At 51.5% G+C, this 12,514-nt stretch carries 8 protein-coding genes; 5 read left to right on the top strand and 3 right to left on the bottom strand.

What is annotated here, in order from left to right; all coding sequences use genetic code 11:
- The first annotated feature begins 11 nt into the window (after nucleotides 1-11).
- The 5 genes from EYC87_RS00335 to EYC87_RS00315 all read left to right on the top strand — a co-directional run bounded on the left by EYC87_RS00335 (nucleotide 12) and on the right by EYC87_RS00315 (nucleotide 6,357).
- On the top strand, nucleotides 12-1,631 hold the full coding sequence (locus tag EYC87_RS00335; RefSeq protein ID WP_279251096.1) for an AMP-binding protein: 1,620 nt from the start codon (nucleotides 12-14) through the stop codon (nucleotides 1,629-1,631).
- Nucleotides 1,632-1,727: 96 nt separating this feature from the next.
- Entirely contained in the window at nucleotides 1,728-2,930 is a 1,203-nt protein-coding gene (locus tag EYC87_RS00330) for a CaiB/BaiF CoA transferase family protein (RefSeq protein WP_279251095.1), read from the top strand.
- A 94-nt stretch (nucleotides 2,931-3,024) separates the two neighbouring features.
- Nucleotides 3,025-4,644, top strand: a complete 1,620-nt coding sequence (locus EYC87_RS00325; RefSeq protein ID WP_279251884.1) for an AMP-binding protein — start codon at nucleotides 3,025-3,027, stop codon at nucleotides 4,642-4,644.
- A 40-nt stretch (nucleotides 4,645-4,684) separates the two neighbouring features.
- Complete coding sequence (locus EYC87_RS00320; protein ID WP_279251094.1) at nucleotides 4,685-5,893, top strand: MFS transporter; 1,209 nt, start codon at nucleotides 4,685-4,687, stop codon at nucleotides 5,891-5,893.
- A 248-nt stretch (nucleotides 5,894-6,141) separates the two neighbouring features.
- Nucleotides 6,142-6,357, top strand: a complete 216-nt coding sequence (locus EYC87_RS00315; protein WP_279251093.1) for a TIGR02450 family Trp-rich protein — start codon at nucleotides 6,142-6,144, stop codon at nucleotides 6,355-6,357.
- A gap of 123 nt (nucleotides 6,358-6,480) precedes the next feature.
- On the opposite strand, the gene EYC87_RS00310 is transcribed toward EYC87_RS00315, so the two are convergent.
- The 3 genes from EYC87_RS00310 to EYC87_RS00300 form a co-directional block, all read right to left on the bottom strand.
- Complete coding sequence (locus EYC87_RS00310) at nucleotides 6,481-8,202, bottom strand: amidohydrolase (RefSeq protein WP_279251092.1); 1,722 nt, start codon at nucleotides 8,200-8,202, stop codon at nucleotides 6,481-6,483.
- A 188-nt stretch (nucleotides 8,203-8,390) separates the two neighbouring features.
- The gene (locus EYC87_RS00305) at nucleotides 8,391-9,437 is read right to left on the bottom strand and encodes a phosphotransferase (protein ID WP_279251091.1); all 1,047 of its coding nucleotides are present in this window, start codon (nucleotides 9,435-9,437) and stop codon (nucleotides 8,391-8,393) included.
- A gap of 136 nt (nucleotides 9,438-9,573) precedes the next feature.
- Nucleotides 9,574-12,462 carry a M16 family metallopeptidase gene (locus EYC87_RS00300; protein ID WP_279251090.1) on the bottom strand — a complete coding sequence of 963 codons (2,889 nt, stop codon included), beginning with the start codon at nucleotides 12,460-12,462 and terminating at the stop codon, nucleotides 9,574-9,576.
- Nucleotides 12,463-12,514: the final 52 nt, after the last annotated feature.

Here is a 12,514-nt window from a genome sequence, read left to right as displayed (position 1 = left end):
GAGAGCTATTAATGAATTGGAACTACAGTGAGGCCGTTGATCGCATTGGACAGGGTGCAATGGCTGACCGCCCTGCCCTTATTCACGAGAATACAACCATTAGCTTTGCCCAGTTGCGCAAGCGAGCGCGTGGAATCGGTGCCTGGATGCAAGCTCTGCAGCTGGAACGGCATAGTCATATTGGTCACTATATGCGTAACTCCAACGCCTACATGGAGACCTTCATCGGCAGCAGTATGGCGGGATACGCCCACGTTAATATCAATTATCGTTACCAGAATAAAGAGCTGGAAGACTTGTGCAATGGGTTGGACATCAAGGTGCTGGTATACGGTGTCGAGTTTGCCGAGCGAGTGGCCCAAATCAAACCTCAACTCACTAAAACCATTGCTTTTGTTGAGGTGACCGAGTCGGCACCGGTCAATGGTTTTGCCGTTTCCCTAAACGACTTGTATCTCCACTCGGCAGATACCTTCCAGAAGAATACTGCCAGTGACAATCAGATCCTGATCGCCACGGGAGGCACCACGGGCCTGCCAAAGGGCACCCAGTGGCTGCACACCGACCTCTGGCACAAAATGAGTGTTTGGAGCTTTGGCGCCATGGCGCCGGCTGCACTGGAAAAGCCTCCCGAATCTATCGACCAGTATATTGAGATATTGCAGGAACAGCCCCCTTCTGCGCCCTTGTTTCCTCTGTGCCCGCTAATGCATGGCACGGGTTTGATGATGGCGTTGTCGGCCTTGGCCCAGGCATCACCCGTAGTAACCACCGACAATCTGCGCTTTGATGCCGACAAGTGTCTTGATTTAATTGTTGCCCATAAAGTGGGTGCACTGGTTATCGTTGGCGATGCATTTGCCCTGCCGCTCCTGGATGCCGTCGAGCAACGACAAGATGACTGTTTCAGTTCAATAAATGCGCTGGTTTCATCCGGTGCCATTCTCAGTGATGCGAGCAGGTCACGCTTTTTGGCATTACGCAGCGATATGGTTTTGATGGATACATTAGGTTCGACCGAAGCATCAGGTTATGCTTTAACCTCAGGTCAGGCAGGCATATTTCTACCTATGCCAACCACCAAGGTGTTTGATGACGATATGAACGAAGTGCGGCCGGGCAGCGACGTGATTGGTATTGCCTACGCAGGTGGATTCTCACCCATCGGATACTACAACGAGCCGGAGAAGACCGCAGAAACCTTTGTCACTATAAATGGTCAGCGCTATGTTAGAACCGGTGATCGCTGTACGGTGAGGGAAGACGGTATGTTGGAACTACTGGGCAGGGATAGCAATGTCATCAACACCGGAGGCGAAAAAGTCTATACCGTTGAGGTCGAACAGTTATTGCTTCGGCATGAGGCTATTGAAGATGCAGTATTGGTGGGGTTGCCGCATCCACGTTTTGGTAAGGTGGTGACGGCTATTGTCGAAGGGCCAGACCTAAATAAAGACAGTCTGGATGTGCAGGCCTTGCAGACCTACCTGAAGGAACAACTGGCCGACTATAAAGTACCGAGAAAGATCTATGCGATCTCCTCAATGCAAAGATTTGCCAATGGCAAGATTGACTATTCAAAGATTACTACCTTTGCAGCTGATTGCCTTGCTAAGGAGGGTGATCACTAAACGAGTGAATACCCGGGAGAGAGGGTATTAGCCGGCGCCGTCAATAAGTAGCATCATAGCTTGCTCGACGACGCCCACGGCGGAAAGGAGAAGTTTGTGTCAGGACCATTTTCTGGAATTAAGGTACTAGACCTTGGATCTATGGTTGCAGGACCCGGTGCTGCTACGGTATTAAGTGATCAGGGTGCCGATGTGGTTAAGGTGGAGCCACCGGGGCTTGGCGATTTAATGCGCCACCTGAGCACTAACCGTGGCGGTGTGAGTGGGCTTTATCACAATGTGAATCGTGGTAAGCGATCGCTGGCGCTGAATCTGAAAAGCGAACACGGCGTAGAGATTATATGTAAGCTCGCCGAGCAAGTTGATGTGGTCCTGCAAAATTTTCGTCCCGGTGTTGCCAAGCGCCTCGGCGTCGATTATGAATCCCTGCGTGAATACAACCCAAACCTTATATACCTGTCGGCCAGTGGTTTCGGCGATCAGGGCCCCTATAAAGACAAACCGGCCTACGATGCCGTTATTCAAGCGTTCGCGGGCGTTTCCCGAAGCCAAGAAGATCCACACACCGGAGAGCCGGTTCAGTACTACCAGCTTTTCGCCGACAAGCTCACGGCACTGACCGCGAGCCAGGCCATATCTGCTGCCTTATTTGCACGGGAAAGAGGTGCCGGCGGGCAGCACATTAAGTTATCAATGGTAGATGCCGTCATCGGATTTCTGTGGGCAGACGTCGCAGGTACCGCAGCCTTTCTGGGCAAGGGAAAGCAAGGCGAAGAAGTTAAGGAAGGGCTCTCGGTTTCCAAGGGAGCGCGCTTGACAAAATTTGAGGATGGCTATGGTATTGCATCGCCCGTCACCGACGCACAATTTGCCGGCTATTGTCGCGCCTTCGGCTTCGACGAAAAAGATTCAAAATTAGCAACGCTTGCGGGTCGCAATACACACCCCGAAGAACTAATGGCACTGGTCCGCCGCATTAATGCGACCGCCAGTCGTACGCCAGCCGCTGAGGCGATTGCCGCCATGGAAGCAGAGGGCGTACCCTGCGCCATGGCCCAGTCTCTTGCAGATTTGCCAGTACATCCGCAAATATTGGCATGTGATACTTTCGCCACAATAGACAATCCCAATGCGGGACAAATGCTGGAGCCCAATAACCCGGCCAGCTTTCTCGGCACTCCCTCACCGCCTCTGCGACCCGCCGCGACACTCGGTCAGCATACCGACGAGATCCTTAAAGAAATCGGTCATAACGACGCCAGCATCAGTGAGTTGCGATCAGACGGCGTCGTTGCATAGTCTCGGCCTTCGGCTACAGCGTTTTCGCGGTATGAGCACCCGACTAACCGACATACCCAAGCTAATAATCTAAAGGAGAAAAATGACCGTGGCGATGAATTTTGGCGATCTTTACGATTACGTTGATGAGCAACTGAGTCCTGAAACCGTAGTCCTGATTGAAGAGGACGAGTCGGGTACCGGCCGCGTCTTTACCGCGAAGGAGATGCGCGAAAGCACCAACAATCTCGCCAGCCAGCTCATTGCTATGGGCGGTAGTCCGGGAGACAAAGTCGCGATTTATTCAAAAAATCGCGCTGAGTACGTGCAAGCGCTGATCGCAATTTTTAAAGCGCGGCTAGTGCATGTAAATGTCAACTTTCGCTACGGCCCACAGGAGTTAGAGTACCTGTTAGATAACAGCGACGCCCGGTTTGTAATTTTTGAATCCGACTACGCCGACCACCTGGATGCCATTCGGGAGCAACTCCCGCTGGTGAAGAATTTCATAGAAATTTGTGATGACGCCAAGCCTGCCGTTGATTGGGCGGTTGCACTGAGTGAACTTAGCAACACAGGCAACGGCGAAAAACTGGCGATAGAGCGATCACCTGAAGATCAGATATTTCTGTATACCGGTGGCACCACCGGCATGCCCAAAGCGGCGATGTGGGAGCAGTACAGCTTGTGGAATATGATTGGGGTAAATCAAAAAAACCCCGAACTGGCATCACCACAATTTCCGGAAGAGTTGGCACTGAGGCCAAAGGGTGGAGGCGCCAACGCGCTGGTGATACTTCCTCTTATGCACGGAGCCGGCTTGTACACGGTAATTAACGCCTTGGGCTACGGGAATACCTGCGTTTTACTGCGCACCCACGGTTTTGATGCCGACGTCGCCTTACAGTGTGTTGATAAGCATAAAATAGCGGCTATAACGATTGCCGGTGACGCGTTCGCCCAGCCGATTATCACAGCCATAGACGCCGCCAAGGGAAGCTCCAGCCTCGCGAGCCTGAGGTTTGTGATTTCCAGTGCGATGATTTTCAGCCCTCACAATAAGAAGGCGCTGCTCAAGCATTGTCCTGAAATAATGATTGTCGACAATATGGCCTCGTCCGAATCATCCACCTCTGCCCAGGCCCGATCTAACAAAGATTCCACGCTTGAAGATGGCGCAGTAAAAATGCAGCTGACGCCCAATGCCAAGGTATTCACCAAGGATTTACAAGAAGTGCAGCCCGGTAGCGGTGAGCCCGGATTTCTGGCTATCTCAGGTACGTTGCCATTGGGCTACTACAAGGACGAAAAGAAAACCGCAGAAACATTTATCACTGTTGATGGCCTGCGTTACTCCATCCCCGGCGACTGGGTGCAGTTGCATGCAGATCGCAGCCTGACATTTTTAGGCCGCGGCAATGTTTGTATTAACAGTGGCGGTGAGAAAATTTATCCTGACGAGATCGAGGCAACATTGAAGTCTCATGACCTGGTAGACGATTGCCTGGTGGTAGGTACTCCCGACGAGAAATGGGGGCAGGCAGTGACAGCCGTGGTGCAGTTAGCCGCTGATGCGCAAGTGGAGGCTGAAATATTGAGGGATTATGTGCGCAGATTCGTAGCCGGTTATAAAGTGCCTAAGCATGTGCTGTACGTAGATAAGGTGTTTCGCGGGGCCAATGGCAAGGCCGACTATCAGGCCACCAAAGCGCTTGCTGAAAAAGAACTGACCTGAATTTTCGGGCAATGCCCCTAAAATAATAAAGGAGCATTTTATGTTTTACGGCTGGTATGTGGTTGCTGGGACTTTTGTCTCGCAGCTGGCAGTCGTCGGATTTTTCTCCTATTCGATCAGCCTGCTCACCCCGCTGATTCGAGAAGAATTCGGTGTTAGCCTCGAACAAGTCATGTACAGCCTAACGGCCGGCATATTTACCGGCATGATTTTGCAACCCTTAGCTGGCGTGATGCTGGATCGTTATCCGGTCCGCTGGATCATAGCGGCGGGCACACTAATGTTTGCGGCAGGCCTTTGGGCCTTGGCCAATTCCAGCTCCATAGCGCAATACATCGTCATTTTTGGTTTGACCATGGCTGCGGCCAATGCCTTCGCGGGCATTCCTCCAAGCCAGGTCAGCATATCGCGTTGGTTCACATCCAGCCGTGGCAAGGCATTGGGAATTTCGGCTGTCGGCACGTCTGTCGGTGGCATTGTCGTCCCGGGCCTGGTCGCATGGTGGTTGCAAACCTCAGGCTGGCGTGGGGCACTGGAAAACCTTGCCCTGTGCACTGTTCTGATTGTCCTCCCCTTCGTGGTGCTAACAATTCGAGGCAAACCAGCAGATGTGGGCTTATTACCCGAGAAAGGCAAGCCCGGTGCAAGTGCCTCAACAGATGTCCCTGAACTTACGCTTAAAGATATCATTCGCCATCCCGGCTACTGGCAAATTGGCATATCAGTAGGCCTGATGCTCAGTGTGTATATTTCCATTCTCGCCAATATGGCGCCCTATGCGGCAGGCTTGGGAGTCAGCGCGACCCGGGCTTCTACCCTGATAATGGTGGTCGCTATTATGGGCTTGTTGGGGAAACTGGCATTTGGCGTGGCTGCTGACAAGGTTAATTTAAAAATAGGCCTTTGGGCCGCCATGGCGCTGCTGGTAATGGCCCTGCTGCTCATGGCCACAGAGCCTGGCTATCCGTTAATGCTGTTAGCCGTTGGCCTTCTGGGCCTGGCATCAGGAGGTATGATCCCGGTGTGGGGTTTACTAATGGCCAGTGTGTTTGGCCTGGTTAGCTATGGTCGCGCAATGGGGCTAATGGGGCCGCTAATTTCGTTGCTGGTGATGCCAGGGTTCACCGTTACCGGGCGGCTTTACGATGCTACAGGTAGTTACCAGTTATGCCTTCTGGCATTTTCCGGGGTGCTGGTATTTGGCGCACTGTTCCTGGTGCCTCTAAAAATTTCTACGCTGGACCATTAGGTATCATCGGCCTGCTAAACTCGCTTTGGCAAACCTCGATAACGAATAATCGCCACTGTCCTAAAGGGTGACCTTAAATTTTACAGCCTATCGCCGGACTGATTTCGGAATTTTTTCACCCGTATTGCTTACGTGGTTGTCGCAGCGTTCGAACGACGATCACCGGACCAACAGGAGACCGACAATGACACATAAGGAAAATCGGAAGTTCGGCACTGCGACAAGCCTTAGGTGCTTATCGAGTGCCAATGAATAAAATAAACCCCAAGAAACTACTCAATAGTAAGTGGACCGCAGTAAATCCGCAAAGAAAGGAAAAACACTTCGTGGTCTCTGAAGTTGAATTTGATGAAGAAGGTAATGTTATTTCCTGTTTCATCGAGGCGGTGATGTCGAAACGCTCTGTTGCGATAGATTGGCACGACCTGAAAGATGAGAGCACCTGGGTCCATGGCTGGAAATAATTTTCCAGCCATGGCTACACCATCAGCAGGTCAGGCAACGAAACCGCTTTAGTCAGTTAACATACCGACGCTGCTTCCCACTCACTTTCTTTGACCAGAGTTTTACCTCAGGCGTTTTAAAACCTAAGGTGATTGGCTATAGATAACCTTGTCTTCTTTTATCGTTATCATTACTTTCAGAGTATCGATGACCTCGGGATCGATTTTGGTTGGGTCGTCGGACAAGATGACAAAGTCAGCGAGCTTTCCGACCTCTATGGACCCTTTGTCTTTCTCCTCAAAATGCTGCCACGCAGGCCAGATAGTCATGGCTTTTATGCCGGTCATGACATCCACACGTTGCGCCGGCCCCAGAATGTCTCCCGAGCGCGTTCTCCGGGTAACGGTAGCGTCTAACACGCGCATTGAATCGGGTAACGCGACCGGAGCATCGTGATGTGAACCGAACATCATGCCCCGCTCGCGAACCCAGCCAGTAGGAGAAATATTATCTGCGTTTGAAGGGCCTACGGTGTGCTCGCGATGCCAATCGCCCCAATAAAAAGTATGCATGGGAAACAGAGAGGGAAACACACCAAGTTCATGCATTGTGTCGACCTGATCTTCACGCAAGAATTGACCGTGTATCAGCACGGTTCGCCGATCACCCTCTCCAAAGCGATTAGCGGCATTGGCAATGGCCGCGAGCAGCATATCGGAGGCGCCCTCTCCGTTGGAGTGGGTCAACAACTGAATATTTTTTTCATAAGCCCAATCGACCGCATCAACCACTTTATCCATCTCGGCTGCGGCATAGCCTTTATAGCCAGGCGGGTAAACCCCGACCGGGGCGTAATAAGGTCGATCACGGAGCGCAGTGAAGCCCTGCGGAGACCCGTCGATGGTCAGCTTGGCGCCACCAACTCGAAGTCCGTTTTGATAGGTGGCAGAGACATTCGAGGCGATAAAATCTCTGTCGATAAGTATGTCGGGGTAAATAACCACATCATTCAACAGTCCGCCCTCGGCAGCCACAGCTTTTGCGATCGATAGCAGTTCGGGAGCGGCCCGACCCTCCTGCGCAGTGGTGTAGCCATACTTTGCCCAGAGTTTACTGCCGGCTCGGGCAAAAGCTTTAAAACCCTCTTGATCGACCTTTGACATCAGCTTACCCAGCACTAAAAAATGGGCATTCTCCTCAAGCACTCCATTAGGGCGCTGGCTCCCCTCCTCCCGGCGGATCTTTCCGCCCGGGGGAGATTTGCTCGTGGCGGTGATTCCCGACAACGCCAAGGCAGCAGAGTTTGCAACGCCGAAATGACCTGACTGATGCACCACATAAATAGGAACATCACTCGACACACTGTCGAGATCGTCCCGCGTTGGCGGACGTCTTTCCTTCAACTGAGACTCGTCGTAGCCAAAGCCGATAATCAATCCAGCCTGTTTGACCGCGGCGCTATTTGCGCCAACCCAGTCGCGCAGCGTCTTTTGCAGGCTGGCCAAGTCGACCACATTACCATCAGGCGGAGCCAGTAAATTTGCAGACAATGCCTGCAAGCCTCCCATAATCACATGACCATGGCTGTCGACGAATCCAGGGAGCAACGCTTGCCCTTTCAGGTCGTGCATCTTTGTGTCCTGGCCTTGATGCTGAGCCACATCCGCTTCGGCGCCTACCGCGATAATACGACCCTGTTTTACGGCCACCGATTCAGCCCGTGGCGCCGCATCGTCAACGGTAATAATGGTACCGCCGGTGTAAATCGTATCCGCCACCTCTTGTGCACTCGCAGGATTCCCAAGAGCGAGTAGCATCACAACACAAGACACATACCCCGAACGCCAATTCCCTTTTGCTTTCACTTTCTTCTCCAAACCGCTTTGTGTTCTAAAATTTACGCACAACTAATAGCTACGGATTTATATTAGACGCAGCTGCTATTTGGTCAAGTTCTTATATAAATAAGCAGGCAAACAGTGAGGTGTCATTGCAACATTTACCAGACACAAGCTTGGCTTTTAAATTGCTTGCCGCTATAAGCACACCTGTCTCAGGATCGAACCGCGGCGCTAATAGCGTTCACCGTGTCAAGGCTCTCTAAAGCGCAATGTATGCGTTGCAGAGATGAAAGTGTGTAATTCATGGGCTGCCAGGCATCACCCATGGCCAGAGTTGTGACCGCGCCAACCCAGACGTAGGCAGCGTGCCAACGGTATTGCTGAAGCAACTCTTCCAGCGGAGGCGCGAAAACGCCATAACGTAACAACTGCTCTCGATAATAAGACACTAGATCCTGTGCTAACGATTGCTGATCGTTCTCTGTCAGGGTGCCTGCAAGAAAATAGCCCACATCACGCATGCCCGGCCCGCGGGCCGTCAATGCCCAGTCCAGAAAGCCCGGCACACTGCTATCCAGGAACATATTGCCATCGTGCACATCGCCATGAATCAAGGTATCAGGCCCCCTATTCCACAGCCGGTGTATTGCGTCAGTTTCGGCTATGTATAACTCACACATAGCCGCAAAGACAGGCGGCATGGCTGAAACATGCTGTTCTAGCGCCAGTGCGACCAGTTGCGCACCGATTTCGTGCTGTAACGGAGGCTGAAGCCAGTCCAGCTCGGCAACGAAATCCGGTGATTCCCAATAGGCACTATGAAGGCGGGCAAACCTGTCCAGTACTGAACGAAGGTAGTGCGAGGAATAGTGGTCTCTCGCATTTTGGAAGCTACAGTTGCTGTCTTCCAGATGCTCTAGCAACATGATGTAGCGCGCGCCCGAATCGCAGCTACCAGCGTAATAGCAATATGGGACTCGCACTGGCACCTTTGAACCAAGCTGTTGATAGAACATGGCCTCTCGCTTACCCATGCCACTGGAAATAACGAAGGCGCGCTGTGCCTCGTCAGAGGGGGGCAGCTTTACAAAGAGCCGTGCAGGCAGATCGGATTGGTGCTCATATTGCAATTCCAGCACACCTCTGCCTGTTGTCCCGTCATTGGCATCAGTCACCCTAAAGGCGGCAACTGGGGTATTCAGAACGCGGCTCAACCACTCTATACTCACCTCGCTCAGCGCCTGCGGAATATTTGACATAAGAACTCCTTCATTGAACCGGGCTGATTAGCGACATAAGACGCAGATGCTGTTGGCCGTTTTAACTATTGCCGAGGGCTAGCTTGCCCAACTGACCAAAAACGCCCATTAAAATATGCTCACCGCTATAAGCAAGTTACTCTACCAAATTACCGTCAGCATCAAGCTCAACAATATCGTAGCCGAGTTCCTTTAGTCCGGGGAAAATAGTCTGTTTATCTCCAACTACTACGATAATCATGTCAGCCACATCAAGATGCTCCCTCGCCAAGTTATTGATTTCTTCCTGGCCAATGTCTGCAAGAATTTCATTGCGTCTCGTCACAAAGTCATCATCGAGCTTGTACTGAACGATCTGCGAAAGGAATGCCAGCTTTTGAGTTGGTGTTTCGTATCGTCTTGCATCTCGCTGGCCAATTGCATTTTTGGTAAAGCTCAGCTCCGGTTTTGTAATACCGCTTTCTGCGTAGTGACGAACTTCTTTTTCGATTTGAACGATAGAGTCCTGGGTTGCATCGGTGCGCACTGCCGCGCTCGCAACGTAAGTACCATAATCCTGTTCCCCACTGAACCCCGACCGGGCACCATAGGAATAGCCTTTGTCCTCGCGCAAGTTCAAGTTAATGCGACTGTTAAAGTTACCGCCTAAAACGAAGTTCATCAGATTTGCACGGTAAAACTCGCCAGTTGCGTCATAACTCAGTGAACGCTTGGCAATGCGTATTTCCGACTGTGCTGCCCCCGGCTTATCAACCAGGTACAGCTTGGTTCCCTCAATCTTCGGGAATGGCTGTAACGCAACACGGGTGACTTTTTCGCCACCCCAGGGCTCAAAAACAAGCAATTTTTTCACTAATTCATCGCGGTCAAAGTTGCTGACGGCAACGATGGAGGCAATTTTTGAAGAGTAGTAAGCCGCGTGAAACGCTTTAACGTCATCCAGCGTGATTTCGCTCACAGTATCAACGGTACCAATATCGAGATATGCGAATGGATTGTCCCTACCGAAGAGCAACTCCTGATAAACGCTGGCCACGGTGTCCGCAGCATTGGTTTTACTGCTCTGGATCGCTTGCAGGGTTTGCGCCTTTACACGTTTGAAATCATCAGAGTCGAATTTTGGCTGCAGTAACTTTTCGGCAGCAACGGCAAGCGTGGCATCAACATTCTCGCTTAAGCTGCGAATGGCGACGGTTGTTCTGTTGTTATCAGCACTGAAAGTAATAGTCGAACCCAGCTTTTGCAGGCGATTACTGAGCTCTTCGTTAGTCGATTTCAGAGTTGCTTCGTTCATCATTGATGCTGTGATTGCCGCAAGGCCGAGTTTTTCCAGCGGCTCGTCGCGCTGGCCCGCTGTCATGCTAAGACGAATAGTTGTGGTCGGCGTTTCATCATTGACTGCGCCCAGCACGCTCACACCATTGCCCAGTTCGGATCGCCAGATGAACGGCAAGCTAATACGAGGGTTATCTCCAGCCGGAGGCTGTATGCTGCGATCGAAATTATCTTTCGCGCGACGGTAAGCAAGATCGGCATCACTGGTCGCCATATAATCAGGCAAAGCCCGCTGGTAACGCTCCCAGTTATCTGGCCCTGCAATCTGATCCAGCTGACCATTAGGCACCGTGCTCATAACGACGGCGGGCTTGCCAACGATGTATTTTCTGTACACTCGCATGACATCTGCTTCGGTCACACTTTCATAGCGCGCGATATTTTGCGCAATATAGTTGGGATTGCCCTCGAAGATTTCATAAGAAGCCAACTGCGTCACTTTGCCGGCAACACTCTCCAGGCTGTAAATCATGCTGGACACAATGCTCATTTTAACGCGAGTCAAGTCGTCTTCATTAACCCCGCGCCCCTCGAACTCAGCCAGGGACTCGCGAATGATTTTTTCCAGGTCAGCCAATGTTTTGCCATTGGCCGGATTTGGCAGCGCAACGATGGTGAAGGTACAAAGCAACTCCTGACAACCGTGGTTTGAGCTCGCTTGCACCGCAACGCCATTTTTGACCATGTTTTTATAAAGCAGCGAGGTTTCGCCCTGGCCCAAAATGAACATCAGCACGTCCAATGGTGCCTCGTCTGGGTGATGCAGGCTCACCGTGGGAAATGACATGTACAACATCGGCAACGACACCCGATCTTCCATGGAGATATAGCGATCACTGTCCAGTTCAACAGTGGGCTTTTCAGGCTCGTCGACCTGAGGGCCACGAGGGATGGGGCGGTAGTATTTAGCTAGCCATTGCAATGTCTGTGCTTCGTCAAAGTCGCCCCCAATCGTCAGGGTGGCATTATTGGGCCCATACCAGCGTAGAAAGAATTTCTTCAGGTCATTAACATCAACCCGATCGAGGTCTTCCAGGTAACCGATAGTCGACCACGAGTAAGGATGACCTTCCGGGTGCAGGGCTTCGCCGACGCGCTCTCTCACCAGTCCATAAGGTCGATTATCGTAATTCTGACCGCGCTCATTCTTAACCGTTTCACGCTGAATCTCGAATTTTTCCTGCGTAACTGCGTCCAGCAAGAACCCCATCCGATCTGCTTCCAGCCACAGCATCTTTTCCAACTGGTTAGAGGGTACGGTTTGATAGTAATTGGTCCGATCGGCACTGGTTGTGCCATTTAACGTCCCACCAGACTCAGCCACAATTTTGAAATGACCTTCATCCGCGACATTCTCAGTCCCCTGAAACATCATATGTTCAAAAAAATGGGCAAAGCCTGATTTACCAACCTCTTCCCGGCCGGAACCAACGTGATAGGTTACGTCAACATGCACCAGCGGATCAGAATTATCCTCGTGAAGAATGACGGTGAGGCCGTTATCCAGGCTGTATTTTTTGTAGGGAATAATGAGTTGGTCGGCTGTTTCTCGCTCCACCGACTCAACTAATGTAATGCCATCGGGCAGCGCAGGCTGGCCGCCGATAGGCGTAGGATCATTTTTTACCTGACAGCCAACTCCAGCCAACAAAAGGCCTGACAAGATCAGGGAAAGTGGTAAAGATTTCATAAGGTTTCCAGCCGTAAGCGGCAAATACTGTTGCGATAATAGATGTTGTTGA

Origin of the sequence: Candidatus Seongchinamella marina, assembly GCF_026262685.1 — a bacterium.
GTDB lineage: Bacteria > Pseudomonadota > Gammaproteobacteria > Pseudomonadales > Halieaceae > Halioglobus > Halioglobus marinus.
The sequence above is the reverse complement of the archived record's forward strand: the minus strand, read 5'-3'. Positions and strand labels throughout refer to the sequence as shown.

Bases quoted from the DNA above. Each gene is read 5' to 3' on its own strand.
- EYC87_RS00335 (WP_279251096.1), top strand. From the start codon at position 12: ATGAATTGGAACTACAGTGAGGCCGTTGATCGCATTGGACAGGGTGCA.
- EYC87_RS00325 (WP_279251884.1), top strand. From the start codon at position 3,025: ATGAATTTTGGCGATCTTTACGATTACGTTGATGAGCAACTGAGTCCT.
- EYC87_RS00320 (WP_279251094.1), top strand. From the start codon at position 4,685: ATGTTTTACGGCTGGTATGTGGTTGCTGGGACTTTTGTCTCGCAGCTG.
- EYC87_RS00315 (WP_279251093.1), top strand. From the start codon at position 6,142: ATGAATAAAATAAACCCCAAGAAACTACTCAATAGTAAGTGGACCGCA.
- EYC87_RS00305 (WP_279251091.1), bottom strand. From the start codon at position 9,437: ATGTCAAATATTCCGCAGGCGCTGAGCGAGGTGAGTATAGAGTGGTTG.
- EYC87_RS00300 (WP_279251090.1), bottom strand. From the start codon at position 12,462: ATGAAATCTTTACCACTTTCCCTGATCTTGTCAGGCCTTTTGTTGGCT.